Source organism: Streptomyces sp. NBC_00236 (assembly GCF_036195045.1).
GTDB lineage: Bacteria > Actinomycetota > Actinomycetes > Streptomycetales > Streptomycetaceae > Streptomyces.
In genome coordinates, this window is record NZ_CP108100.1 from 1,031,914 (window position 1) to 1,056,278 (window position 24,365).

The following is a 24,365-nucleotide window of genomic DNA, read 5'->3' on the forward strand; positions in this document are numbered from 1 at the left end:
CCCGCGCGGTGCGCGGCCCCCCTCCGGCCACCCGGGGCCGACGGCGGCGGGGGCGTCAGATCTGCGGCGGGCGCGCCTCGTAGGGCGTGGAGAGGACAACGGTGGTGCGGGTGGAGACACCGGCGAGCGACCGGATCCGGGTGAGCAGGTGCTCCAGCTCCAGCGGGGTGGCGACCCGCACCTTGAGGATGTAGTTCTCGTCGCCCGCGACGCTGTGGCAGGCCTCCAGTTCCGGGACACCGGCGAGCCGGTCCGCGATGTCGTCCGGCGCACTCGGGTCGAAGGGCTTCACCGAGATGAACGCGGTCAGGGGCAGCCCGACGGCCTCGGGGTCGACGACCGCGGCATAGCCCCGGATCACCCCGCGCTGCTCCAGCCTGCGGACGCGCTGATGAACGGCCGAGGTGGAAAGGCCGGTGGCCTTGCCCAGGTCGGTGTAGCTCATCCGCCCGTCCTTGACGAGCAACTCCACGATTTGACGGTCCAGCTCCTCCATATGGATCAATCTATGGCCACTGGCCCTCCAGGCACAGCCGTGGAGGGCGGTGAAGGGCACCTGCGAGCGGCATGTGACGAATGCCACAGGTTTACGCGCCGGTAGCCGGGCCCCTCACGGTTACGGCGGATGCGTGACGGGAAGTGCTTGCTGTGGTCGAGGCCGCGGCGCCTTGTCGGCCCACCCGAGGGGGGAATTTCCCATGCAGAGCCTGAAGCTCACCGGACGTACCGAACCGGAGCCCGTTGATCCTTTCGAGGACACCGCTCCCGACGCGTACGACACGTTCGAGATGTACCGGGTCGTCTGCCCGGACTGTGCGCAGCCCATCGCACTCCTGGCGGACGAGGACGTGCTGCCGGAGCACGCACTGTGCCCCACTCCGTGGAACCCGTTCGTCCTGACGGTGTGCGCCGGAACCGGCCGCGCCGCCTCCGCGGCCCGGCCCGCCGACGAGACCGCGGAGGCCCAGGAGCAGGAGACGGCCCTGCTGCTGACGCTCCCCCAGGGGCTCGACTGGAGGATGCAGCCGTTCTCGCACGCCGGGGGCGCCGGTTCGCACCCGCTCCGGGTGCCCCACCAGCCTCGCCGCGACGCCGCCTGAGACTGCCGCGCTCCCGGGCCGTCCGCCTCATCCGCCGGACGGGCCCGGGAGCGCCGGGACGGACCGCCCGCACCACGCCCCGGCCGGAGCGCGGCGATGCGGGTGGTCCGCAGCCGCTCCGGACCGGGGCGACACGCCAAGAGGACCTGGCGAACAGGCGCTCGGATCGGCCGGGCAGTGACCCGGCCCGGCTCCGTACCGTTGGCCCGGCATGACCCTGCTGCATTCCACGGCCGGCCCCGGTCGTCGCCGTCTCACCGCTCCGGCCTCCGAAGAATCGGTTCCGCAGCCCCCTGCCCCGGCGGCTCCGTCACCGACGCCCCGTCCGGCACCGCGATCCGGGCCCCACTCGACCGATCCGCCCCTCTACCGGGCGCTGCTCCGGCACTGGGAGAGCACCGGCAGGACACTGCCGGGCCGCCACGACCAGGAGTGGAACCGGATCATGACGACGCCGGTGTGGGCGGACCGTCCGCCGCGGGTCAGCGCGTCTCGGGACCCGCGAGGTGGCGAGCGATGACCATCCGCTGGATCTGGTTGGTGCCCTCGACGATCTGCAGCACCTTCGCCTCGCGCATCAGCCGCTCGACGGGGAAGTCCAGCGTGTAGCCGTATCCGCCGAGCACCTGGACGGCGTCGATGGTGACCCGCATCGCGGCGTCCGTGCAGAAGAGCTTGGCCATGGCCGCCTGCCGCGAGAAGGGGCTTCCCGCGTCGCGCAGCCGGGCCGCCTCCAGGTAGAGCGCGCGGCCCGCCTCGATCTGGGTGGCCATGTCGGCGAGCATGAAACGCAGACCCTGGAAGTCGGCGATGGGACGGCCGAACTGCCGGCGCCCGGTGGCGTAGGCGACGGCCTCGTTCATGGCTGCCTGCGCCACGCCGATGGCACAGGCGGCGATGCCCAGCCGGCCGGAGTCGAGCGCGGACAGGGCGATCGCGAAGCCCTGCCCCTCGTCACCGATCCGGCGCGCGTCGGGGACCCGCACACCGTCGAAGTGCAGCTGGGCGGTGGGCGAGCCCTTCATCCCCATCTTCTTCTCGGGCACGGCCGCGCTCAGGCCCGCGGCGTCGCCGGGGACCAGGAAGGCGGTGATGCCGCGGGGGCCGTCGACGCCGGTGCGGGCCAGGACCGTGTAGAAGTCGGCGATGCCGCCGTGGGTGATCCAGGCCTTGGTTCCGGTGATGACCCAGTCCTCACCGTCCCGTACGGCCTTGGTGCGCAACGAGGCGGCGTCGGAGCCCGAGGCGGGCTCGGAAAGGCAGTAGGCGCCCAGCAGACCTCCCGAGAGCATCGCCGGGAGGTGGTCGGCCTGCTGGTCCTTGGTGCCGTAGCCGGCGACCGCGTGGCAGGCGAGGGAGTGGACGCTGACGCCGAGTCCGACGGTGAGCCGGGCGGCGGCGAGCTCCTCGAGGACCTGGAGGTAGACCTCGTACGGCTGGTCCCCGCCGCCGTGGGCGGAGTCGTAGGGCAGGCCGAGCAGGCCGGACTCGGAGAGCAGGGTGAAGATCTCGCGCGGGAAACGGCCCGCGTCCTCCTCCTCGGCGGCCCGCGGCACGATCTCCCGCTGGGCGATGTCGCGGACGAGCGCGACGAGTTGCCTGGACTCCTCGGTGGGCAGACGGCGTTCCACCGATTGCAGGGCACGGTCGGACATGACGGCGCTCTCCTCCCTGTCGGGCGTTGCGGCGGTCGCACGCGCGGGGTGTGAGCGGCGCCGCCGGGGGATCTCCGGACGATGCCCGGAAAACACTGCTGCCCAGCCGATGTTGCCCTCCCGGATTACGAGAGGCGCAGGCAGGCGGCTGTGGCGGGTTGAGTATGCCCGATCGGACGGCATCCGTCACCGGTTGACAGAACGCGCCCGAAGAGCGGTGGGGCAGCCGGGACGATCACGGAAATTGGTCCGAACCATTGACCCAACTGGTCTAGTCCATCTACGGTTTCGGCGAACCGACTTTCCGCGTTCATGCCAAATTCACATACGCGGGAAGGCCGGCCGTCCACTGGCACGTCCCCTCCCCCACGAGGAGCAACCATGACCGGACTTCACCGCCCGAGGGCCCGCCTCCGGGCCCTCGCAGCCGCCGCGTGTACCGCCGCCCTGGGCGCCGCCCTGCTCGGCGTCGCGGGCACCGGGTCCGCCGGAGCGGCCCCGGCCGCCCAGCAGGCCGCCGTACCGGCAGCAGCACCGGCCGCCCCCACAGCGGCCGGCAGCAAGGTGGTCGGATACTTCACCAACTGGGGTGTCTACCAGCGCAATTACCACGTCAAGAACATCGAGACCTCGGGCTCGGCCGACAAGCTCACCCACATCAACTACGCCTTCGGCAACGTCCAGGGCGGGAAGTGCACGATCGGCGACTCGTACGCCGACTACGAGAAGGCCTATACGGCCGACCAGTCGGTCGACGGGGTCGCGGACACCTGGGACCAGGAACTGCGCGGCAACTTCAACCAGCTGCGCAAGCTGAAGAAGCTGCACCCGGAGCTCAAGATCATCTGGTCGTTCGGCGGCTGGACCTGGTCCGGCGGGTTCGGCGAGGCGGCCAAGAACCCGGCCGCGTTCGCCGAGTCCTGCCACGGCCTGGTGGAGGATCCGCGCTGGGCCGACGTCTTCGACGGCATCGACATCGACTGGGAGTACCCCAACGCCTGCGGCCTGACCTGCGACACCAGCGGCCGTGACGCGTACGGCAACCTCCTGTCGGCCCTGCGCACCGAGTTCGGCGCGGACAGTCTGGTCACCTCGGCGATCAGCGCTGACGGCTCCGAGGGCGGCAAGCTCGACGCGGTCGACTACGGCGGCGCGTCGAAGTACGTCGACTGGTACAACCCGATGACGTACGACTTCTTCGGCGCCTGGGACGCGAAGGGGCCGACGGCCCCGCACTCCCCGCTGTCGTCCTACACGGGCATCCCGAAGGAGGGCTTCAACAGCGAGGCGGCCATCGACAAGCTGAAGGCGCGGGGCGTCCCGGCCTCCAAGATGCTGCTCGGCATCGGGTTCTACGGCCGCGGCTGGACCGGCGTCACCCAGGCGGCACCGGGCGGCACGGCCACCGGCGCGGCACCGGGTACGTACGAGGCGGGCATCGAGGACTACAAGGTCCTGAAGAACAGCTGCCCCGCCACCGGCACGATCGCCGGCACGGCGTACGCGCACTGCGGCACCAACTGGTGGAGCTACGACACCCCGGCCACCATCGGCACCAAGATGGCGTACAAGAACCAGCAGGGCCTCGGCGGCACCTTCTTCTGGGAGCTCAGCGGTGACACCACCGACGGCGAGCTGATCAAGGCGATCGACTGACGTCGTCGCGGCAGGCATGAGGGGCGGGGAGCCGGGCAGGCTCCCCGCCCCCGTCACGTCCGGGGCCGGACGCGGGTCACATGAGTCCGAGCTGCGTGACGAACATCGCGACGACGACGACAAGCGTCCAGCCCAGGACGTTCTCCAGCAGCTTGGAGCCGTCGTCGGGCCCGCCGGTCCGTGCGCGGCGGCGGGCAAGGGTGGTGGTTGCGGCGGAAGTCGCGGTCATGGCATCTCGTTCGGTCGGCCGGCAGTCGTTGTCCCCCGAGGACCCGACCACAGTGCCAGCCCGACGGTCCACCGGGGTAGAGATCTGCGTCACGGCCCCGGGGCCGCCCGGACCGCGCCGGGGGATGCCGACAGCCGCCGGGGCCCGGTACCGGGCGGCCGCCGGACGGGTGGGAAAGCACAATGGCAGGTGCCGCCTGTGCCCGACACCACACCGCTATCCAGGCGTGCGGACAGCCTCATGGACCGTGCCGCGAAGGCGTCGCAGGGCGAACATCGCACCGACTCCCGGAATCAGGGCCGTCCACCTGGCACCCGACGAAGCCGCGCCCGGAGCGACCCAGGTCAGCGCGATGGCGACGAGGTAGGCCGTGCCGTGGAGCGGTCCGCAGAGCGAGCTGACCGGCTCGGCGTGCACGGTGAGCACATTGGCCAGCAGGACGACGAGGGAGACGGCCTCGACGGCGGCCGCGACCCGCAGGGAACGCACGCTCATCACGCACCCGTCGTGGAGCCGGGGCGGACGATCATGAGGATCACGACGACCGTCCACAGCAGGTTGAAGACGCCGGTGAGCATGGCCAGCCGGCTTGCCGGAGGAGGCGGCGCGTCCGCGGCGGCCGACCCGTCGGCCGCCGCCATGACGCGCCGCTGGCCGGGCAGGACGGCCATCGCCAGGACGGCTGCGGCGACCGCGGTCAGGGCGATCGAGATGACGAGCCATACATCGGTGAGGACACCGAGCCGGGCAGCGGTGGCGAACCCGAACACAGGGACGGCGATCCCGAAGAGCGCGTAGCCGCGGCAGATGCGGTGCAGGACCGCGGCGACCCCGGCGGCCCGGCCGGCCCGGTCCTCCCCCTCGGCCGTCAACTGCCGTGCGTAGCGCGGAAACATCGAGGCGGCCACGGCGATCGGGCCGATCGCCAGGATCGCCACCAGGACATGCACGGACAACAGCACCTTGGTCACTGCGAGCTCTCCCCTTGGCAGCAAATATGTTGGCTGCCAATAGATAGCATGCCAACTATGCCGTTGTGTAGGCTGCCTACTCATGAGACAGGACGCGGTACGGGGCCATCTGGACGGGCTGCTTCTCGCCGTTCTCGAACAAGGCCCCCTGCACGGATACGCGATCATCACGGCGGTACAGGAGCGCAGCGCGGGAGCGCTCGAACTGCGCACGGGCACGATCTACCCGGCCCTGAACCGCCTCGAGCGAGTAGGGCTCCTCCGCAGCAGCTGGCAGTCCGTCGGGGAGCGGCGCAGGCGCTGCTACGAACTCACCGACGCGGGGCAGCGCACCCTGGCCGGCGAGCGGACGGCGTGGATCGAGTTCACGACGGCGATCGGTTCGGTCCTGAATCCGGCGGCACCGCCCGGATTCGCCACATGAGCTCCGCGGGACGGACGACCGACCCGGTCGAGGAGTACGTCACCTCGCTGGAATCGGCCCTGCACGGCCCCGCCCGGGCCAGGGCGAGGCTCGTCGAGGAGGTACGCGACGGCCTCACGGACTCCGTGGCGGAGTACGCCCAGCGGGGACTGCCCTACGGTCGCGCCGCCGCCGAGGCAGTGCGCGAATTCGGGAGCGCGCTCGGCCTCGTAGAAAGCTGCCAGCGGGAACTGACCATCGCCCAGGCCCGGCACACGGCCCGGCGCATCGCCATGACGGCACCCTTCCTCGTGGCCTGCTGGTACCTCGTCCACCACGCCGACCAGGACCAGCAGGTGCCGCGGACCGCTCAGCTGATGGCGGCGCACCTGGCGGGTGTCGCGCTCGTCGCGACCCTGCTCGTGGCAGTGGCACTCGCCGCCACCGGCACCCTGGCCCGCAGGCTGCCCACCCCGGACCGGCTGCCGCGCATGGTGGGATGGGCGGGCACGACCGCCAGCGTGTCCATGGCCGTCGCCGCGCTCGCCCTCGCCACCGCCTCCGCCCTGGCCACGAACTGGTCGCTGACAGCGCTCGCCGGCGCACTCGCCGCCGCCTCGCACGGCTGGATGGCCGGCTCGGTCCGCGCCTGCCGTGCCTGCGCGCGTCTGCCGGTCATGGAACGCGCGGTCGAGCACGAACGGTCCGGGTGACCGGCACGGCGTTCGCCCGGTTCCCCGGCCCCCGGCAGGTCACAGGCCCGGACGGCGCGAGACAAATCGAGGGCGACCGCGCTGGTGCCGACCTGCCGGTACCGGAAGGCGCCGGCCGGTCCTCCTCGCCGACGGTCCGGCGGGTCAGCCCCGCAGGCACCACGCGACGAACTCGGTGACGCTGGCGTCCACACCGGCCTCCTCCTTGGTCACGGCGGCCGTGTGGAAGAAGCGCACCTCCCCGAAGTGGAGATCCATCGCCCGTACGAGGCTGTGCAGGCCGAGTACGTCGCGGAGCCAGGTCCGGGTGGCGGCGCTGTCCTCGAGGCGGGCCGGCAGCAGGCCGTGTTCGGTGAGCAGGTCCATCTTGCTGACGGCGACCGCCAGGCGGGAACGTCCCAGCGGGGCGCCCATCGCGGCCACCGCCTGAACCGAGCGGGCGAAGACCTCCTCGGGGTCGACCGTGGAGCCGAGGGTACGGTCCATCAGGGGGCCGGGAGCGGGTTCCACACGGGTCCAGAACGCCTTCACCGCCATCGGGTCCAGGACGAAGACGAAGGTGCGCGCCGCCCGCGCGTACCGCAGCGCGTCCGTGTCGTCGCGGTCGACGAACCGCTCACCCGCCGTGTCGAAGAGATGGACCAGACGCTGGGAAAGACCCCTGCCGAGGACGAAGGAGTGGGCTCGGGGCAGGGTCCTCTGCGTGGCACGGGTGTGCCCCCGCATCTGCAGAACCTCGCGGAGCACCTGGTAGTTGGCGTCCGACTCCTCGTCGGCGAGGGTGATCGCCGGACCGCCGTTCGCCGCCGCGTGTTCCAGGGACAGGAGCATCGCTGCCATCAGCTGGGTCTTGCCCGCCGCCTGCCCGCCTATCAGCGGGATCACCACCTCGGGCATATGGCCCGCGTCGGTGTTCATCGGCTTCCCGCAACGCGGGTAGACACAGTGTGCCTGGAGCCGCCCGTTCCGGCCCATCAGCATCAGCAGCGTCGGCATGTGCCCGCCGCACTCGCAGCGGCGCCGGAAGACGCCGTACGTCCCCGGGCGGATGTCCGTGTGCCGGCGACGGCACGTGGCGCTGGGACAGTCGTACGCCGGGTAGGGCACGCGCTCGAAGCAGTGGGGGCAGAGCATTCCGGTGCGCAGTCGCTTCATCCACAGCACCGCCCGGTCGACGGTCCGCAGGGCTCCCGCGACGAACCGGGCGCCGGCCGTCAACAGGGCCAGGACCAGTGCGTGCAGGCCCAGCAGCAGGCAGATCAGTGCCAGGGCCGGCACCGTGCCCACGCACAGCCCCAGGTACAGCGCCACACCGTACGGCATGGTCAGGGCGCGGTGACGCGTCGGAGCGACGAACTGCCGTGAGGTCACGGCACGGAAGGAATCGCCGACCGTGGTGGCGTACGAGCGCCGCGCCAGCGTGAGGAGCTGGCGCAGGTCACGGAAGGCAGGTCCGAAGAAGTAGTTGCGGTACGCCTTCACCTGCTCGTCCTGCGGCCGGTAGGGCGGCAGTGTCTGGAACTCGGGGGTGCGTCGGTACACCACGCCGAACAGCGTGCGTCCGTAGCCGGCGAGTACCTGCATCACGAGGGCGAGACCCCGCAGGGCGGCGATGACCGGTACGAAGGGCAGGAACGCGCCGAGTGCGACGAGGTAGAGGGCGGGGACGAGAACGAACGCGACGATCTCAGCCATGGCGGGTCACCACCCCTTCCCTTCCCGGGGGTCGCCGGGTTCCCGCGGGGCGGGCGGGTCGGAGGCGTCCTGAGATGTTCGCGTCGCGCGGCGGTCCAGGAACGGTAGCCAGGTCGGCCGGCTTCGCGGTGCGGGCCGACGTGCCTCGGCCCCCTCGGCGTAGCGGTTGGCGAGTTCGGCCCCGTAGGGCGCGTATCGAGTCGCGATCAATCTGCGGATTCGCCCTGTTGGCGGAGAGAGTGCCTGAGCGGCCCCAACACCATCGGGCCACACCAAAGCCACCGAATCGTGCGGGTCCGGCGAGCTCGCTGGAGAGGAGCGCCACCCCTGTCTCTACCGCTGAATGGCACGTAGCGTGTTGCGGCATGACGCTGCCGGAGCTGCCTCAAAACAGGGCCCTGCTTGACCTGCTGCGGCAGCAGGGGGTTCCGCAAGAGCGTGGTGCCGACGCCTACGAGGGGTGGGAGCTGCATACTCACCCCGATCTGGTCGAGAGACTTGAGGACCTTGCTCCCCAGTGGCCTGTCCTGGCGACGTTCGGGGTGCCGGTGCTCGCAGGCAAGGGCATCGCCGCAGTCGTTGCGTGGGGCATGCGCATGTTGCTGGTGCGCCTTCCCGAAGCACCGCCCGAGCCCCTGGAACTCGCGGAACCATGCCCGCTTCTGACGGACCCGGGTCAGGGTTGGTACTCGGTCTGCCCCTGGCAGAGGGAGCTGCACTCGGCGGAGTCCAAGGCCCGGCTGTCGCTGTTGATCCGGCATGCGCTCTCGTATGCGGCGACCCTGTCGGAGGATGACAGCATCGACTGGCAGGGGCGCCCGGTGCAGGCTCCCGGCACGCGCAAGGGTAAGGCCACGGGCAGACGACCCAGCAGGGACCAGGGCAGACGCGGGCGACGGCGCTAGGGTGCCGAACGAGTCGTGATCAAAGGGCGGCGCTGGTGAGGTCTTTGATCCAGATCACCGAGGCACGGAGGTGGAGTCCGGCGAGGTAGCTCTCGGGCGTCTTGTCGTAGCGGGTGGCGATGCCGCGCCAGGCTTTCAGCTTGTTGATCAGCCGCTCGACGGTGTTCCGTTCCTTGTACAGGTCGCCGTCGTGGCTGATGGGCCGGCCACCGCCGGACCCCTTCCTCTTGCGGTTGGCGGCCTGGTCGACCTTCTCCGGGATGACGGCCTTGATGCCGCGTCTGCGCAGGTGGGCTCGGTTGCCGCGGGACGAATACGCCTTGTCGCCCGCGACAGCGTCGGGCCGAGTGCGGGGGCGGCCAACGGGCCCGCAGATCCGGACCTTCCTCAGGACAGGGATGAACTGCGGGCTGTCGGCTGCCTGTCCGGCAGTCAGGACGAACGCCAGCGGGCGGCACTTGCGGTCGGCGGCGAGGTGGATCTTGCTGGTCTGCCCGCCCCGTGAGCGCCCGAGGTGGGCGACTTTCAGCCGGAGCTTTCGGCGCCGCCGGACGCGTCGTCGCTCCTCCCGTTCAGGATCGGCTTCAACGTCGTGTCCGCTTTGTTCTTCGAGGCCGCCCCTTTTGAGCTGGCCTTCTCCTCCTCGGCAGCTGCCTTCTCCAGGGAGGTGAGCACGTCCTCGCCAAGGTGCATCCCGGCGGCATCATGGTGGGCACGCGCGGTGGTGGAGTCGATGCTGACCAGCGACAGGTCCACTTCGCCCCGCTTCGCAGCCTCCACGATCAGGCCCTCCAGCAGGGACTCGAACACACCGGCGTCACGCCACTGCCGGAAGCGGTTGGAGACGGTCGACCAGGCGCCGAACTCCTGTGGCATCTCCCGCCACTGCCCGCCGGTCTTGAACCGCCAGATCACACCCTCGAATTGCTGCCGCAGCCGCTCCGGATACGGGCCGTACTCGCCGATCGGCAGGTGGGGCCCGATGACTTCCCACTCTTCGTCGGTCAGTTGCACTCGCGTCACGCGGATGATCTACCGGTTCAGAACCTCTAAGCGGGGTCGAACCCAAGAATTGATCACGACTCGATACGCGCCCTAGGGCCTGACCGCCCGCTGCAGGCGTTCCAGGTCCGCGACGGGCCAGTGCCCCACGGGACGGGCGCGGATCGCGGCGACGCTCTCCTCCTGGGACTGGGAGAGCCCTGATCCCCTGCGCAGGGTGACGACGGCGGCGACATGGCTGAGCGTGACCTCGTCAATCCGCTCGGCACGCGTCACCCTCCGGTGCAGGATCGACAGATATCGCTCCCGTTCGCGGTCGTTCAACTCCGGCAGTCTGTCGCGGAGTCGGCCGATGTCGGCGGGCAGGCGCAGCATGGCGGGGACCAGACGGAAGCGCTTGAGTGCCCGCGGGGCCGCCCACGGACCGGTCTCATGGATCGCGAAGGCGCCGGCGAGTTCCGCCGCCTCGCGGGCGTCCTGGAGTACGTCGTCCAGCTCCAGCGTGGTCCGTACGTACTCCCCGGCGCCCTGCGGCAGCCAGGCGAAGCGGCCCGGGTGGATGAACCGCCGGCAGAGGTGGAGACAGGACTCGAGCGCGTCCTCGTCCTCCACGGGTTGCCGCAGGGCGCGGTCGAACCACTCACCGACGACTTCGCCCATCGGACCCGAGGGGGGCAGTTCCTCGGCGATACGGATCGCTTCGGTGTGGGTCCAGCGGCGTGAGGGCTGCCGCCACAGGCCGCGCAGCAGTTCCTCGTCGGGGGACGCGCAACCGCGGATCCGCAGGATCCTGAACATGATCGGGACCGTTTCCGAAGGCGTACGCTCGGCCCGCGCCCGCAGGCGGTACTCCTGGAGCAGCGGGCGGCCTTCCAGGTCGTCCTCCATGAGCAGGTCGGCGGGGAACTGCGAGAACAGCTGCTCCTGGCCCGCGCGCCGCTCCAGCACCTCCTCCACCGCCGTGGCCAGAGATGCCCTCATCACCGGGAGGGAACGGAGGAGTTCGGCCACCTCCGAGCGAAGCCGCGGGGCGTCGGCGGGGGAGCCGAGCAGCGCTCGGGCCAGGGTGAGCGTCTCGCCCGCCATGACCTCCGGCGACACCGGGAGGCCTGCGCCGAAGGCCCAGAGCAGCAGCCGCGTCCGTTCGCGCGGGGTTCGCGCCTCGGCCCCCAGCATCCGCTCCCAGAGGACGGTGGCCCGCTCGCGTGACACCGGGTCCACGATCGGCACAGGCGCGACGGCACCCTTGGCTCCGGTCGCATACGCCCGCATGCGCGACGCGTGGAGCTTCCCTTCGATCTCCTGGTGCACCGCGATGTCGCCACCGGCCTGCGCGGCGGCGCTCAGCGCGGCCAGTCGGCCGTCGTCCAGGTCCCGGTGCTCGCGATGAATGTCCGCGGCGACGGCCGCCCTCCGTGGCCCCAGATGCTCGGCCCCGGCCAGCCAGTCGATCACCGCGTGGGCGTCGGCCGGGGCGAGCGTGATGCTTCCCGAGGCCGCCGCCGCGGCAACCGGGGCGTGCCAGTCGTCCGCCGACTCCTCCCCGCCCCGGGCGTAGTCCGCCGTCCAGGACCAGACGGGCCGTACGGAGCCGACACCGATCCTGGTGAGAAGACGGACCAGGGCGCCGATCGGGACCTCGGGGAAGACGCCCCGCGCGAAGTCGAACACGGTGTACGCCGCTTCGTCGTCCGGTCCGAAGGCGAGCTGCGCCTCGGGCACCGTCCCGATCAGGTGCAGGCGGCTGCGGGCCGGACGGAAGACGTAGGTGGCGAAGGAGAGGCCTCGGGCGAGCGGAGGCGGCAGCAGATAGGAGACCGCGGCGAACCAGTGCGCGATCTGGTCGGTCGACCGGTCGACCACCACCACCGAACCGTGCTCGGTGAGCGCACCGAACACGGCGGCCAGCAGCCCCGGCAGCCGGTCCGCGTGGGGATGTGCGCGCAGGAACGCGCTCACGGCCCGGGCGTCGATCGGCCCCGGCGGAGGCGTCCCGAGCATCGGGATCTCGGTGCTGGGCGATACCTCGCCGGCCCACGCGGACGAGTTCCACAATTCGATCGGGAGCACCCCGTCCCCTGCGACCGTGAAGTCCTCACTGTGCAGAGCGTGGGCGAAGTAGTTGCCGAAGCGACGGGCGGAGTCACGGCCCACGTACCGCACGCACACGGCCGTGGCGCGGCGCCCCGCCCGGTCGTAGGGCTTGTAGCAGAGGTTGACCGGGCAGCGCTCCAGTGACTCCGGCGTGTCCGACTCCACCAGGGAGCGGGGCGGCTCGTACCCGGCCAGCGCCTCCACGGCCTGGCGGGTCTCCTTGGTGACGCCCGCGCTGACGGCGTTGAACTGGAATCCGGAGTACCCGGTGAGCCCGTGCTCGCAGGACGTGTAGTAGAGCTGCTCGAATCGCGTCATCCCCGGCCCGCCTTCGGCACCGAACCGAACTCGCTCAGCAGCCACAGCAGCGGGTCGGCCACCCGGTACGGCTGGATGCCGGTGGGGGCGACGCGGGCGTCGGGGGTGGGGTTGCGGCCGAGAGCGGAGACACCGAAGTACCGGTAGCGGCTGAAGTGGTTGTCGAGGAGGTGGTCGATGGCCACGCCGTCCCAGTCCTTCAGGAGCCGGCGCACCTCCTCGTGGACGCTGAGGCTGTCGCTCACGTCGAAGTGGCCGCGTGGCGGCGCGTAGTCGCGCAGCGGACTGCCGGGGTCGAGCAGGTGCCAGAAGGCGTCCATCTTGGAGAAGACGACGGAGACCGGGGTGTCGATCTTCTGTGCCGACCGTCCGGAGCGGGGGGCCAGCAGAAGGTTGGTGACCCGGGAGAGCACGTTGATCGGGGCGTCGAGGCCCTCGGTACCCGGCAGCGGGGTACCGGGCAACGCGTTGTCGCGGGCGCCCGGCATCTGGAGCGGGTCGAGCAGCAGCACGATGCCGTCGGCGCCGGCCAGGTAGCGCGTGTTCAGCTCTACGTTCTCCCGGGAGCTGAAGTCCTCACCGGCCGTGTCGAAGAACGAGAGGACGGTGTGCTGCGGGCGCTCGCCGAGCAGGGTGCGCCGGCGCAGGCCGAAGCGGAAGACGAGTGGATCCACCCGGTTGAGCGTGGTGGAGGCGGTCTGGGTGCCGGGGAACATCTGGTTGTCGCCGTAGAGACGGTCTTCGTAGTCACTGCCGAAGCGCCGCATCGTCTCGTCGTCCGAGCCCATGAGAGCGGCTCCGAACGCCTCGCCAACCCGATTGCGCATCTCATGGAGCAGCACCGTCATGTAGACGGTCTTGCCGGACGCCTTGGGGCCGACCAAGGCGATCAGCCGGTTGTCCACCATGCCGAACTGGACGGGCAGATCGGAGTGGCACACCGGGCAGATCCGGTAGGTGGTCTCGCCGTCGCAGTCCGGGCAGACCGACGTGGGCCTGCGCCCGTCGGCGGCGAAGTCCGGGCCGAGGTCGTGGCTGCGGCGCGGGCCCTTGCGCTGGTCGAGGGCCTGGTCGCGGCGGCGTTCGCACTGTTTGCCCGTCCGGCTCAGACGGCAGTTGCAACGGAAGCGAATCTCTCGCGGGGCGAAATGCTCGTAGCAGTAGGGGCAGGTGAGGCGTTTGGCCATCAGGTGACTCGCAGTCTGTGCAGTGCCGTCGGGCGGAGGTCGATGCCGGAGTCGGTGCCCGCGTCCGCGTCCGCCGGGAAGCAGGCCAGCCAGGACGGGCCGCGGGTGGCGGGCAGCGGGAACTCCACGGTCAGCGGGGTGCCGGCAGCCAGGCGCTGCGCGGGCACCTCGTGGAGGACGGTGCCCTCGGCGATGCTGGTGGGACGGAACCGGCCGAGGCTGTGGACGATACGGACGTCGGGCAGGTCGCAGCCGGTCTCCGAGGTGAAGGTGACCGACGCAGCCCGACCCGTGAACCGGCGGCGCACACTGGGCTCGTACGCGACGACCGTCGGTGCGGCCGGGACGAGCAGCGACGAGGCTCCCTCGCAGCCGTCGCCGAGGTCCGCGACCAGGGCCTCCACCGTGACGGTGACGGCGCCCCGGCCGACCGCCAGGTCGAAGCCGCCGTCGTGCTCGTACACCCGGCGCCGGCACACGTCGTCGCCGCGTTCGGGACCTGTCCCGGCCGCGTTCCCCTCCCGGCGCCAGCGGACCCGCGCGCTCAGGGCGCCGGCGGGCCACGCCCACAGGACGAGCAGATGGTCGCCGCGCCGGAGAGCCTGAAGCTGGTCGACGGGGACGGCGAAGGCGGCCTGCGGGTCGAGGGGGGAGCCGGTGGGAGGTGTTGCGGAGAACTCCGGAGGCGGGGTGGAGGGGGCGTCGGTGTACGAGGGCGGCGTGCGGGGAGGCTCGGCGGACAAGGGGGCGGAGTACGTGGCCTCGGGGTGCGGCGGTTCGGCGGGAGCCGCGGTCGGCGGGTCGGCGGACGGTTTCGCGTCCGCCTCGCTCTCCGGGTCCTCGAACGCATCGCCCTGGCTCCCCGCCGCCGTGGTCTGCCGGGCCCGTCCGGCGTACGTACCGGTCGACGAGGTGTCCTGCCGTGCGGCGGGCTCGGGGTCGTCCGCCCGGGGGCTCCCGGCGCGGGGCTCCGGGTCGGCCGCCGCAGCGCCGGCGGGTTCGGGGTCCAGCAGGGTGTCCACGGCAACGCGGGGGTAGCCGGTGCCCAAGCCCGCGAATCCGGGTTCCGCCCGCCCCGGCCGCGCGGCCGACCCCGCGACGACACGCAGGGCGCCGAAGTCCAGAAGCGTGAACAGGCCGAGGACGACGGCCAGTTCAGGCTGGAAGCAGCGGACCGTCAGCCCCTGCGCGGCGGGCAGTGCCTCGATCTCGGCCCGCCGGTCCGGGGCGACGCACATGCCTCCCGCCAGCAGCACCGTGTCCACGGCAGGTTCTGCGGTGGTGAGCTGCTCGGCCACTGCGGCGAGCAGCTGCTCTCGGAGGGGAGCCACTGCCCGCTCGAAGTCGCCCCTTTCCAGGGCCACTTCGTGACGGACGCCGGTGGCGTCCTCGAAGAACTCGGTGACCCGGTCCGAGCCGCCCAGCGCCCTGCGGAGGGTCTCCGCCGCACTCATCGGATCGACCCCGTCGGGGAGGCGTCCGGCGAGTTCGGTAGCGAGCGCCGCGTCCCAGTCGTCCCCGCCGAGCCGGAGACTGAGGGTGCGGACCAGGTGCACGGTGAGGTCGGGGGCGATCGCCAGAACGCTCAGGCCCAACGTCGTCGCCCCCTGGTCGCAGACCAGGACCGTGTGGTCCACGCCCTCCGCGATCGCCCGGTAGTGCAGGGCCACGGCCACCGGCTCCGGTACGACGCGGGCGACGTCGAGCCCCGCGCGCTCCACCACATATCGCAGCTCGTCCTCCCGGCCGTCCGGCACGGTCAGCCCGAGCACGGCCCTCCGGTCCGGCTCCGCCGCCGGGACGCCCTCCGCAGCCGGGTCGGGCCCGATCAGCCGGGGCAGCGCCGTGACCGGGTCGAGGACGCCGTCCACGGCGAGTTCGGTCGTGGTCACGGCCGGCCCGCCGTCGGGGCCGACCCGAGCGACGCGCCCGAAACGGTGCCCCAGATCGATGGCGATCACGCTCATCCGTTCCCTCCGCTCATGAGCGGCGCCACGTCGTCGGGGGAGACCCGCACGGCGCCGTCGGCCCCGACGCCGACCCGGATCCGGGTGCCGGGCTCCGGTCGGTGCGCCAGCAGGTGCCCGACGACGGCCGACCGCACCAGCTCCAGCTCATTGCGGATCTGCCGCCCTCCGTACGCCTGATGCTCGGGGTCCGCCATCCGCTCCGTGATCCACGGATGCAGGCTGTCCTGGTCAGGAACCAGCTCCACGCGGTGACGTTCGCGGACGGACTCGGCGAGCTGTCGCAGCAGCCGGTCGGCGATCCGGACTACGTGCTCATGGCGCAGCATGTCGAAGACGACCACTCCGGGCTTGAGCCGGCCGTAGATCTCCGGTCTGCCGATCTGCCGGAACTTCTCCTCAACCGCCCGGGTGAAGTGTGCCTCCAGCTGGGGGTACGAGAGCTCCTCACGCTCCTCCAGCAGGCTCCGTACCTGCTCCGCCCCCGTGTTGGAGGTGAAGATGATCAGGCACTGGGAGAAGTAGGCGGTCTGACCACGCCCGTCGGTGAGTCTGCCGTCCTCCAGGATCTGCAGGAACTTGTCCAGAACCTTGGGATGGGCCTTCTCGATCTCGTCGAAGAGCAGCACGCTGAACGGCCGTTCCTGGACCCGGCGTGTCAGTTCACCGCCCTGCTCGTGTCCGATGTAGCCGGGCGGCGCCCCGGCCAGCCGCTCGGCGGCGTGCTCCTGCTGGTACTCGCTCATGTCGAAGCGGGCGTACGCGCTCTGGTCGCCGAACATCAACTCGGCTACGGCCTTGGCCAGTTCGGTCTTGCCGACGCCGGTCGGCCCCACGAAGAAGAAGGAGCCCCGAGGTCGAGCGACGCCCGAGCTGCCGAAATCGACTCCTACGAATGCGGACTGGAGCGCCGACGCGACGGCGCGCACGGCCGTGGGCTGGCCGACCACCCGGGTACCGAGGACTTCGGCGGCGCCGGCGACGGTCTCCCGGTCGAGCTGGGTCCACGGGTCGACGCTCACGTTGAGCCGGTGCAGCTCCAGCAGCTTGTCCGGCTTCCGCACGGGCGCGTTGCGCAGCCACGAGGTCCTGGCAAGGGACTCGATGTCCCAGGCCGCCATGCCGTCGGTGGCTCCCACGAGGGCTTCCAGGTCGGCACGGGAGGAGTCCTGCGCCCCCTTGAAATCCTGCAGCAGCCAGGTGAGCCACAGCCGCCGCTCGCTCGGGTCGGGCGGGCCGATGTGCAGCGCGGCGATCCTCGGGTCCTCCAGGTGGAACCAGCCGGGCAGCCGCCCGACGTCACCGACCGCGCACAGCACCGCGTTGCGCGCGTGCGGAGCCGGGCCCGTGGCGGAGCGCGGAGTCACGGCGCCCGTCATCGCGGCCCGCAGCCGCAGATAGCCCAGGTGCGATTCGGGCTGCCCGGGCGGGAGCTGGTGGTCGACGTCCTCGAAGACGAAGGCGGTGGCCGCGTCGGGCGAGGCCGCCAGGCGTTGCACGGTGGCGACGACGTCCTCGAAGGCACGCGGCGGCCCCGACCGGCGAGGCGCCAACAGGCGCTCCCGGCCGCGGTCCCGCTCACCACCGCGTCGGCCACGAGCCGCCGTGTCCGAGCCGTCGTCGGGTGCCGCGTCGTCGCGTGCCCCGCCCCTCCGCGGTCCGTCCTCGCTGGGCCCTTCTCCGTCCCGGTGGCCCCGTGGCGGCCGGATCCCGGAACCTTCCGGCGCCGCTTCTCCGGCCCTGCCCCGACTCCCCGCCCCCTCCGCGGGACGCCCCTCGCGCAGCTGGTCGAAGCGCTCCGCGTGACCCGGCAGCGGAAAGGTGAGCCCGTCCACCGGGTCCCACCAGCCGACCACCTCCGCGCCACGGTCCTCAAGCAGTCCGGCGACCACGTGGCGGAAGGAAGCCGGGCGGTCCGCGAACCACCAGCGGTCTCTGATCTGCCCGTTCAGGACCACTTGGCGCCCGCGCCGCAACTCCCAGCCCAGGGACACCGCCCACAAGGGCATCATGCCGTCCGCGGTGACCGGCTCCCCGTCCCGGGTGGATCCGTTTCCACGGGACGCGTTCGGGGAGCCTGCCGCGCCGCCGACGCCGTTCTCGCGCTTGACCCAGCCGACCGTGCTCACCGGGTCCACCTCCACTCCCCCGCGCCGGGCACCTGCCTGGCCTGTCGCCCGGGCGGCTTGCCCTGCCAGGTGAGTTCACCGGGGACGAAGCCGTCCCGGACGACGATCGCCTCGTGCACCCGGTCCAGCAGGTCCTCGGTGCGGTCGCACACAGCGCCGTCCGGCTCCGGCCGGAGTGTCACATCGGGCTCGCCGTCGACCTGGTACACGAGGAGGGGGGTGCCGCCGCCGTCGGTCGTGATCGTGGTCCGGTACGTGGCCCCGCTCGGACGTTCGAAGCTGAGCAGCAGGCGCCCGTCCTGGTCGTCTCCGCCGGTGAAGGCGAAGCCCTCGCCGAGCATGGCGTCCTGCAGCGCCTGCGCGAGGTCCATCCGACGGATGTAGGCCAACTGCAGTTCGTCCAGACGGGCTTCGGCTCCGACGAGCATGTCCTCCAGCGCCGCGACCGCTGCCAGCGCCTCGGGCGGCGCGCCCGCCGCGAGTCGGTCCGTGACGGCGGCCAGCGCCGCCTCGATCCGATCGGCGAGTTCGCGGTCGGCGAGCTCCCGGGCCTCGTCCGCCGCCTCTTCCACGGCGCCCCGTACGACGCGCAGCCGGTCCTCCGCTTCGGTGAGCGTCGCCGCCAGGCGTTCCCGCTCCGCCTCCGACTCCGCCTGGCGGGCTGCCTCCTGGACGGCCGCGCGCTCCTGCGCCTCCCGCTCGGCCTCGAGCGCCCGCTCCGCGCGGCGGCGCTCCTCGGCGACCCGTTCCCCCGCCGTCGCGGCATGCCGGGCGAGCGCGTGCTCCACGGTGCCGAGCAACGCCCGGAACCGGGTCTCCGTGCCGGGCCTGGCCGCGGCGCGCAGCTCGCCGAGCAGGTCGACGCAGTTCCGGTGCCCCTGCGGGTCCTGCGCCCTGGCGTCCGCCCCGATCCCGGCCAGCCGCGACTCGAGACCCGCCATGACGGTCTCCTGGTCGGCGTCCCGGCCGGGCGGCTCCCCGTCCCGGCCGAGTACGACGACCCGGCCGCGCAACTCCTCGATCGCCCCGCCCACGTCCTCCGCGCGGCCGACGCCGGCCTGGAGCTCTTCCAGCCGCCGCCGCAGGGCCCGCACCTCGGACTCCTCCGCACGAATCCGGTCAAGGAGTTCGCGTACCTCGGCCAGTCGACGCGCGTCGGCCGCGGCCTGCTCCTGGCGCACCTCGTGCGCGTGTGCCTGGTCGCGCGCGGCCCGGCGGTTCGCCAACCCGGCCTCCCGGCGCTCGGCCTCGGCCCTGGCCCGCTCCCGACGAGCCACCGTCTCCGCAGCCCGCCGGGCGGCTTGTTCGGCCCGCTCCTTGTCACGCTGTGCCCGTTGGCGCCGGCGCTGCGCCTCCCGGGCCCGGCGGCGTTGCGCCTCTAGCCGCGCGTACGCCGGCGCTACCGTGACGGTGCTGTACTTCGGTGATCCGCTCATGCTTCCCTCCCAGCCTCGGCGCGCAGGACGAACCCCCGAGCCGCGAGTCGTTCCTCGAGCCCTTCCCGGAAACCGGGAGTCGGTGGCACCCCGGCCCAGGACAGCGAGCCGTCGGCCTCCACGGTCAGTTCGACACCCGCGCTGGTGTCGGGCTCGGTGCCCACCTGTGCGTAGCGCTCGGTCAGGGCGACGAGGCGCTGGTTGGACGAGCCACGCCACCGCAGACCGTGCTGCGCGGAGGCCACGTACGGCCCGTCGACGAGCAGGTCGAGGCGCCGCAGCAGCCCGAGCCGTTCCGGGCCGCCGCGAAGCAGGGCCTCGTACCGGAATCCTGAGTACGCCATCGCCGTGAACCCCGGCCGCCGCGACCGTACGTGGTCGAGCAGTTCGGCCAGCGCCTCCGCCTGGCCGAAGGGCTCGCCACCGGAGAGGGTCACGCCCTCGATTTCGGACAACTCGCAGAGCCAGTCGGCCAGTTCGGTCACATCGTGCGTGGTGCCACCGTCGAAGGGCAGCGTCTCCGCCGCCACGCAGCCCCGGCAGCGCAGCGGGCAGCCCTGCACCCAGATAACCGCTCGGACCCCGGGCCCGAGGACCGTGCAGCGGTCGAGCGTGCGCGCCACCGAGAGCGTCACCTCTGCCATCCGACCCTCCCCTTCACATCGGTTGTGGCCTGCGGGCCCTTCGTGACCCCTGGGTCCGGCGTCGAGTCGTCCCGTAACGGCCGCGCGGCCGGTGCCGGATAGCCGTCCGCGCCGCTTTCGGCCAGGTCGCACCAGGGGCACCAGGGCCGCTCGGCGGTGTGCACGTGCAGCGGCCCGCGCCGGCAGGTCCTCAGACGGGCCGGGTCCACCTCCTCCGCCAGCGCCTGCGCCCAGGCCGACGCAGTGGGCCGTACTCCACCGAACGCCGCCCGGAAGAGGGCGGTGAGCCGGCGCGGGAGCAGGTCGACGGGTGGTGCGGAGCGGGGCAGGACCACCGAAGCCCGGTCGAGGAGGCGGCAGCGGCGGTGCAGGACGTTGTCGTCGTACGAGAGGTAGTCGCCGCCGGAGGCGGGATGCCCGGCGAACGGGTGGAGCCCGCACATCAGCAACTGGTGGACGAGGACGGCGAGGACGAACTCGTCGGACGCCCGGTCCGGCGCGGTGCCGGCCGGGGCCCCGATCCGTTCGGGCGCCGTGTGGCCCGGGCTGCCCATCCGCCCGGGGAACACCTCACCGCCGTCGGTGAACTGCCAGGAGTCCGCGTCCGCGATGCCGACCCTGCCGTACGCGTCGACCCAGAGGTTGTCCGGTTTCAGATCGCCCACCACATAGCCCTCGGCATGCAGGTCGGCAAGGAGACGGGCGAGCGACAGGGCGGCCGCGAGCCCGGTGGCCCAGGTCGCATGGGAGAGGAGCCTCTGGCGGACCTGCGGGGTCAGCAGGTGCGCGAACGGCTGGTGGGCGTGACGCATGTCGGTCATCACATAGCCGTCCACGCCCTCGGCGCCCGGGCCGCCGGCCCGGACCCCCGCCAGCGGCCAGGCGACCCGCGCGGGCGTCGCGGACAGCAGCCGGACGGCTCGCGGCTCGCGGCGCTGCCGTACCAGCCGCTCGATACGGCGCCGGTAGGCCGCCGGGTCGCGCGGGGCGGGGACCAGCTTGGCCACCAGAGGGCGCGCGTCGTCCACGGCGTAGACGATTCCCTCCGAACCCGCGCCGATCTGCTCGGTGAGGCGCCATGTGTGCCCACTGCCGGACACCACCGTGAGGGCCATCGTCAACTGCCCTCCGTCAGGGCACAGACCACGGTCAGGTCGTCGCCGGTCCGTGCGGCCCCGGGGCCGGAGAGCAGGGCCCGCAGGTCTGCGGCGTCCCCGCCGTTGGCACGGAGCGTCGCGGCGAGACCGCAGAAGAATTGCTCGGCGGGCAACGGGCCCGCATGGGGAGGAAGTTCATGTACGGAGGGGTGATCGAGGGTCAGGGCGGCGCAGCCGTCAGTGGCGAGCACGACCCCGCTGAGCCGCGGCTCCCACAGCGCGAACGACCGTAATCGCAGACCGGCGCCGGGCGAGGAGAGGAAGACGGTCTCCGTCGCGCCGGGAGGGGGCGGTGGCAGGACGAGATGACACCGCTCGTCCGGTCCGGCGGGCTCGTGGGTGAGCACCGTGCCGAAGCAGTCGCCGACCGCGAGGAACGCCACCCAGGGCGGCCGTACCACGGCCGCGGCCAGTGTGGCGGCCAGCGCGCCCGCGTCGACCGGCTCCGACGGGCCGGCCACCGCCGACAGCACCCCCTCCACCGCCCTCCGGTACCCCTCGACCACCCGGGCGCCCGCCGTGGCGATCCACCCCGTCCACGCCTCCGGGGCGTCCGCCGCATCCGGTACGTCCTGGGCCAGGATCCGGCACGCGGCGTCCACCGCGATGTGCGCGCCGAGCGCGCTGCGCTGTCGTCCGCCGGCGCCGTCCGCGACGGCGAGCACGGCCGCCGCGCCCAGGTCGACCACCTTGAAGGCGTCCTGGCAACCCTGGGCATGGGCCAGGTGCGCGGTCCCCTGGACGGCCGCCCCCGCCACGATCATTGGACCTTCTCCTCAAGGAGTCGCATGCGCCGCTGCCGCTCCACGCGGTCGGCCACCCTCCCGTGGATCTCGTCGGCGGCCTGACTCGCCCCGACCACGTCCGAGCTCTCGAACAGCAGGTCGAGGATCCGCCCGAAGTCCAGGCCCTCCAGCATCAGCGCTCCCTTGGGCGTCAGGACCCGCAGCAGCTCCAGATCCGCGCCACTCACGCCGATCGCCTGGAGCACACACTCGCCCCGCTCCTCGCCGCGTCGCACCATCTCCGCTGTACCGGCCAGAGCGGCGGGGTCCATCGCCTCCCCGTTCGCGTCGCTCGGCGCGCCGTCCGTCAGCACCCAGAGGAACGGCCTGCGCACCTGCACCTGTTGTTCCTGCAAGGCCCGATGGCGCGAGCGCGCGAAGTCGAGCGCCGTCTCGACGGCGTCCGTCATCCGGGTGAGTCCGGATGCCTCCAGCCGGGGCGGGCGCATCCGGTCCACCGGTACGAAGAGCCGGTCCGGGGCGGCGTCCTCCACAGGCACCAGCCGGTCCCGGTCCGGGTCGAAGACCCTGACCCGCGAGTCGAAGGTGATCAGGCACACCTCCACCCGCGCGCGCAGCCTCGGTTCCGCCCGCACTCCATCGAACCAGCGGACCAGCGCCTCACCGAGCTCGTCGATCCGGGGGTTCCCGACCGGGCGCCCCATGGAGGCCGAGGTGTCGAGCAGCAGGACGACGGGCTGCCGCTCGTCGTACCCCTGCGCAAGCCCGAAGCCGTACTCACTCATCTCCGACCGCCCCGCCCTCGTCCGTCCGGCCCGCCGCGTGGGCGAGGCGCCGTTGCCGCTCGGGGTCGTAGCGCACGACGACCTCCGTACCCGGCGCCATCCCGGGAGAGTCCGGGAGCATGCGCAGCAGCACCCCTTCGACCAGAACGTACGCGTCGGGAGCCGGCCAGGTGATGACCCGGCCCGGCGCCCCGTGACCCCACTGTTCCATCGCGCCACTCATGGGCCCACGCTAAGTGCTGCGACATCAACTTCGGCTGCACGGGCAGAGATTACCCACACGAAGATCCCCCCGATTCCCTGCCGCCGTTTTCCGCTTCCCGGCATCCCATGTGCCGCCCCGTGCACTGTCGCGCGCCCTGGTGCGCCCTGGTGCGCCCTTCCATTGCACCGGATCAGCCGGTCGCCCTCCGGGCGTGCTCCGGGCGAATTCCGGCCGGGATACGTTCCACCAGCCCCGCCGCCTCGGGCGTGCGCACCACGAAGTGGACGTCCCAGCTCGCCCCGCGCGCCAACTCCGCGTCCACAGCCGCCCATACGGCGCCCAGGCTGACTTCGTACGAGAGTCCGCCACGGCCCGAGCCGAGCAGCGGGAAGCACACCGAACGCAGCGCCGGCACGTGGCGCTCGTGTTCCTCGGCGAGCACTGCCAGCGCCCGGGACACCGCCCGGGTGACGTCGGCCGGCAGCACGTCGTAGTCGTTGGTCCCGGCCCGGGGTACGGCGATGGCCGCGTGGTAGACCCGCCGGATGCCCTGAGCGGCAAGTGCTCCTGCCCCGGTGGCCGCCACCGTGCCCGCTCGCACCGCCCGCCCCGAAGTGCCGTGCCGCGCGGCCCACTCGCGCAGCTCCGCCGGGAGCGGGTCCGCCAGCACCTCTCCGGTGACGCCGTGCACGGCCGCGGCACGACGCAGTGACGCGGCGACGGAGGACTTGTACGCCTCGGGCAGCGCGAAGTACACGTTGGAGGGGCAGACGACCACGTCCACGTCACGGAGCAGGTCCACCGGGTGCATGTGCAGGGTGAGCCGGACGGGCCGGCCCGCGGCCCGGACGTCCACGACCCGATGGGTGCCCACCCCGCCGGTGGTGCTCCCGTCCCCGGCGGCAACGCCGAGATCCGCTCCCGCCGCGTCCACGGTCAGCCGCACAATGTGCTCGGCGACCTGACCGAGGACCATCACCTCCTGGTCCTTGCGGAACCGCTCGACGCTCACGCCGTAGACCGAGGCCGCCCTGGCCCGGCGGGAGGACGCCGGCCAGTCCCGGGTCCCCTGCGCCAGTCCCAGGGTGTACTCGGCAGCGATACGCAGCGTCCCCGCGTCCAGGCCTGCCACGGCGCTTCGCAGCAACGCCTCGACGGCCGCGCCCGGCATCCGGGCGGTGGCGGACGCCGCCGCCTCGGCCGCCGCCTCGAGCGCGGGCAGTGCGCGCCCCCGCAACCGGACCAGTCCGGCGCGCCTGACTTCCTTCAACTCGGCCAGAAGTACGGCGTCATCAGAGAGTGGTAATGCCATGCGCCCACGATGGCACCACAGTTCACACGCGGACAAGCCGGTTCAGGGGCGCCGGC

At 72.2% G+C, this 24,365-nt stretch carries 22 protein-coding genes and 1 pseudogene; 5 read left to right on the top strand and 18 right to left on the bottom strand.

The window, feature by feature from the left end:
* Positions 1–55: 55 nt before the first annotated feature.
* Positions 56–496, bottom strand: a complete 441-nt coding sequence (locus tag OG446_RS04495) for an Lrp/AsnC family transcriptional regulator (RefSeq protein ID WP_328892807.1) — start codon at positions 494–496, stop codon at positions 56–58.
* 202 nt (positions 497–698) lie between these two features.
* Between OG446_RS04495 and OG446_RS04500 the strand changes: the two genes are divergently transcribed.
* Positions 699–1,100, top strand: a complete 402-nt coding sequence (locus OG446_RS04500; RefSeq protein ID WP_328892808.1) for a hypothetical protein — start codon at positions 699–701, stop codon at positions 1,098–1,100.
* A 482-nt stretch (positions 1,101–1,582) separates the two neighbouring features.
* Here OG446_RS04500 and OG446_RS04505 read toward each other — a convergent pair whose 3' ends face one another.
* Positions 1,583–2,755, bottom strand: a complete 1,173-nt coding sequence (locus tag OG446_RS04505) for an acyl-CoA dehydrogenase family protein (protein ID WP_219571225.1) — start codon at positions 2,753–2,755, stop codon at positions 1,583–1,585.
* Between the two features lie 381 nt (positions 2,756–3,136).
* On the opposite strand from OG446_RS04505, the gene OG446_RS04510 reads away from it, so the two are divergent.
* Complete coding sequence (locus OG446_RS04510) at positions 3,137–4,411, top strand: glycoside hydrolase family 18 protein (RefSeq protein WP_328892809.1); 1,275 nt, start codon at positions 3,137–3,139, stop codon at positions 4,409–4,411.
* 76 nt (positions 4,412–4,487) lie between these two features.
* On the opposite strand, the gene OG446_RS04515 is transcribed toward OG446_RS04510, so the two are convergent.
* From OG446_RS04515 to OG446_RS04525, 3 genes are all read right to left on the bottom strand, one after another.
* Entirely contained in the window at positions 4,488–4,640 is a 153-nt protein-coding gene (locus OG446_RS04515) for an SCO1431 family membrane protein (protein WP_328892810.1), read from the bottom strand.
* A 216-nt stretch (positions 4,641–4,856) separates the two neighbouring features.
* Complete coding sequence (locus OG446_RS04520; RefSeq protein WP_328892811.1) at positions 4,857–5,135, bottom strand: DUF3817 domain-containing protein; 279 nt, start codon at positions 5,133–5,135, stop codon at positions 4,857–4,859.
* Positions 5,135–5,611 (bottom strand): hypothetical protein, encoded by a 477-nt coding sequence (locus OG446_RS04525; RefSeq protein WP_328892812.1) that lies wholly within the window; start codon positions 5,609–5,611, stop codon positions 5,135–5,137. The genes OG446_RS04520 and OG446_RS04525 overlap by 1 nt, the downstream gene beginning before the upstream one ends.
* Before the next feature lie 82 nt (positions 5,612–5,693).
* Here OG446_RS04525 and OG446_RS04530 point away from each other — a divergent pair, with 82 nt between their 5' ends.
* Positions 5,694–6,035 (top strand): PadR family transcriptional regulator, encoded by a 342-nt coding sequence (locus OG446_RS04530; RefSeq protein WP_328892813.1) that lies wholly within the window; start codon positions 5,694–5,696, stop codon positions 6,033–6,035.
* The gene (locus OG446_RS04535) at positions 6,032–6,727 is read left to right on the top strand and encodes a permease prefix domain 1-containing protein (RefSeq protein WP_328892814.1); all 696 of its coding nucleotides are present in this window, start codon (positions 6,032–6,034) and stop codon (positions 6,725–6,727) included. The genes OG446_RS04530 and OG446_RS04535 overlap by 4 nt, the downstream gene beginning before the upstream one ends.
* 144 nt (positions 6,728–6,871) lie before the next feature.
* Here OG446_RS04535 and OG446_RS04540 read toward each other — a convergent pair whose 3' ends face one another.
* Positions 6,872–8,422, bottom strand: a complete 1,551-nt coding sequence (locus tag OG446_RS04540; RefSeq protein WP_328892815.1) for a TRAFAC clade GTPase domain-containing protein — start codon at positions 8,420–8,422, stop codon at positions 6,872–6,874.
* A 365-nt stretch (positions 8,423–8,787) separates the two neighbouring features.
* On the opposite strand from OG446_RS04540, the gene OG446_RS04545 reads away from it, so the two are divergent.
* Entirely contained in the window at positions 8,788–9,327 is a 540-nt protein-coding gene (locus tag OG446_RS04545; RefSeq protein WP_328892816.1) for a hypothetical protein, read from the top strand.
* 19 nt (positions 9,328–9,346) lie between these two features.
* On the opposite strand, the pseudogene OG446_RS04550 reads toward OG446_RS04545, so the two are convergent.
* The 12 genes and pseudogenes from OG446_RS04550 to OG446_RS04605 form a co-directional block, all read right to left on the bottom strand.
* Positions 9,347–10,350, bottom strand: a pseudogene (locus OG446_RS04550) (IS5 family transposase).
* Positions 10,351–10,422: 72 nt separating this feature from the next.
* Positions 10,423–12,741 carry a GTPase-associated protein 1-related protein gene (locus OG446_RS04555; RefSeq protein ID WP_328892817.1) on the bottom strand — a complete coding sequence of 773 codons (2,319 nt, stop codon included), beginning with the start codon at positions 12,739–12,741 and terminating at the stop codon, positions 10,423–10,425.
* Positions 12,738–13,928, bottom strand: coding sequence for a TRAFAC clade GTPase domain-containing protein (locus tag OG446_RS04560; protein WP_328892818.1), 1,191 nt, complete (start codon positions 13,926–13,928; stop codon positions 12,738–12,740). Before OG446_RS04560 ends, OG446_RS04555 begins: the two co-directional genes overlap by 4 nt.
* Positions 13,928–15,895, bottom strand: a complete 1,968-nt coding sequence (locus tag OG446_RS04565; protein WP_328892819.1) for an Hsp70 family protein — start codon at positions 15,893–15,895, stop codon at positions 13,928–13,930. Before OG446_RS04565 ends, OG446_RS04560 begins: the two co-directional genes overlap by 1 nt.
* Positions 15,892–18,024, bottom strand: a complete 2,133-nt coding sequence (locus tag OG446_RS04570) for an AAA family ATPase (RefSeq protein ID WP_328892820.1) — start codon at positions 18,022–18,024, stop codon at positions 15,892–15,894. The genes OG446_RS04565 and OG446_RS04570 overlap by 4 nt, the downstream gene beginning before the upstream one ends.
* Positions 18,021–19,460 carry a hypothetical protein gene (locus OG446_RS04575; protein WP_328892821.1) on the bottom strand — a complete coding sequence of 480 codons (1,440 nt, stop codon included), beginning with the start codon at positions 19,458–19,460 and terminating at the stop codon, positions 18,021–18,023. Before OG446_RS04575 ends, OG446_RS04570 begins: the two co-directional genes overlap by 4 nt.
* Positions 19,457–20,104: a 4Fe-4S single cluster domain-containing protein gene (locus OG446_RS04580; RefSeq protein ID WP_328892822.1), complete on the bottom strand. Its 648-nt coding sequence runs from the start codon at positions 20,102–20,104 to the stop codon at positions 19,457–19,459. The genes OG446_RS04575 and OG446_RS04580 overlap by 4 nt, the downstream gene beginning before the upstream one ends.
* Complete coding sequence (locus OG446_RS04585; protein ID WP_328898190.1) at positions 20,092–21,219, bottom strand: hypothetical protein; 1,128 nt, start codon at positions 21,217–21,219, stop codon at positions 20,092–20,094. Before OG446_RS04585 ends, OG446_RS04580 begins: the two co-directional genes overlap by 13 nt.
* Before the next feature lie 2 nt (positions 21,220–21,221).
* Positions 21,222–22,025, bottom strand: coding sequence for a protein phosphatase 2C domain-containing protein (locus OG446_RS04590; protein ID WP_328892823.1), 804 nt, complete (start codon positions 22,023–22,025; stop codon positions 21,222–21,224).
* Positions 22,022–22,792: a vWA domain-containing protein gene (locus OG446_RS04595; RefSeq protein ID WP_328892824.1), complete on the bottom strand. Its 771-nt coding sequence runs from the start codon at positions 22,790–22,792 to the stop codon at positions 22,022–22,024. The genes OG446_RS04590 and OG446_RS04595 overlap by 4 nt, the downstream gene beginning before the upstream one ends.
* Positions 22,785–23,015: a hypothetical protein gene (locus OG446_RS04600; RefSeq protein WP_328892825.1), complete on the bottom strand. Its 231-nt coding sequence runs from the start codon at positions 23,013–23,015 to the stop codon at positions 22,785–22,787. Before OG446_RS04600 ends, OG446_RS04595 begins: the two co-directional genes overlap by 8 nt.
* Before the next feature lie 172 nt (positions 23,016–23,187).
* Positions 23,188–24,309 (bottom strand): hypothetical protein, encoded by a 1,122-nt coding sequence (locus tag OG446_RS04605; RefSeq protein ID WP_328892826.1) that lies wholly within the window; start codon positions 24,307–24,309, stop codon positions 23,188–23,190.
* Positions 24,310–24,365 lie beyond the last annotated feature (56 nt).

Coding starts and splice junctions, on each gene's coding strand:
- OG446_RS04495 (WP_328892807.1), bottom strand. CDS start 496: ATGGAGGAGCTGGACCGTCAAATCGTGGAGTTGCTCGTCAAGGACGGG.
- OG446_RS04500 (WP_328892808.1), top strand. CDS start 699: ATGCAGAGCCTGAAGCTCACCGGACGTACCGAACCGGAGCCCGTTGAT.
- OG446_RS04505 (WP_219571225.1), bottom strand. CDS start 2,755: ATGTCCGACCGTGCCCTGCAATCGGTGGAACGCCGTCTGCCCACCGAG.
- OG446_RS04510 (WP_328892809.1), top strand. CDS start 3,137: ATGACCGGACTTCACCGCCCGAGGGCCCGCCTCCGGGCCCTCGCAGCC.
- OG446_RS04515 (WP_328892810.1), bottom strand. CDS start 4,640: ATGACCGCGACTTCCGCCGCAACCACCACCCTTGCCCGCCGCCGCGCA.
- OG446_RS04520 (WP_328892811.1), bottom strand. CDS start 5,135: ATGAGCGTGCGTTCCCTGCGGGTCGCGGCCGCCGTCGAGGCCGTCTCC.
- OG446_RS04530 (WP_328892813.1), top strand. CDS start 5,694: ATGAGACAGGACGCGGTACGGGGCCATCTGGACGGGCTGCTTCTCGCC.
- OG446_RS04535 (WP_328892814.1), top strand. CDS start 6,032: ATGAGCTCCGCGGGACGGACGACCGACCCGGTCGAGGAGTACGTCACC.
- OG446_RS04540 (WP_328892815.1), bottom strand. CDS start 8,422: ATGGCTGAGATCGTCGCGTTCGTTCTCGTCCCCGCCCTCTACCTCGTC.
- OG446_RS04545 (WP_328892816.1), top strand. CDS start 8,788: ATGACGCTGCCGGAGCTGCCTCAAAACAGGGCCCTGCTTGACCTGCTG.
- OG446_RS04555 (WP_328892817.1), bottom strand. CDS start 12,741: ATGACGCGATTCGAGCAGCTCTACTACACGTCCTGCGAGCACGGGCTC.
- OG446_RS04560 (WP_328892818.1), bottom strand. CDS start 13,928: ATGGCCAAACGCCTCACCTGCCCCTACTGCTACGAGCATTTCGCCCCG.
- OG446_RS04565 (WP_328892819.1), bottom strand. CDS start 15,895: ATGAGCGTGATCGCCATCGATCTGGGGCACCGTTTCGGGCGCGTCGCT.
- OG446_RS04575 (WP_328892821.1), bottom strand. CDS start 19,460: ATGAGCGGATCACCGAAGTACAGCACCGTCACGGTAGCGCCGGCGTAC.
- OG446_RS04580 (WP_328892822.1), bottom strand. CDS start 20,104: ATGGCAGAGGTGACGCTCTCGGTGGCGCGCACGCTCGACCGCTGCACG.
- OG446_RS04585 (WP_328898190.1), bottom strand. CDS start 21,219: ATGGCCCTCACGGTGGTGTCCGGCAGTGGGCACACATGGCGCCTCACC.
- OG446_RS04590 (WP_328892823.1), bottom strand. CDS start 22,025: ATGATCGTGGCGGGGGCGGCCGTCCAGGGGACCGCGCACCTGGCCCAT.
- OG446_RS04595 (WP_328892824.1), bottom strand. CDS start 22,792: ATGAGTGAGTACGGCTTCGGGCTTGCGCAGGGGTACGACGAGCGGCAG.
- OG446_RS04600 (WP_328892825.1), bottom strand. CDS start 23,015: ATGAGTGGCGCGATGGAACAGTGGGGTCACGGGGCGCCGGGCCGGGTC.
- OG446_RS04605 (WP_328892826.1), bottom strand. CDS start 24,309: ATGGCATTACCACTCTCTGATGACGCCGTACTTCTGGCCGAGTTGAAG.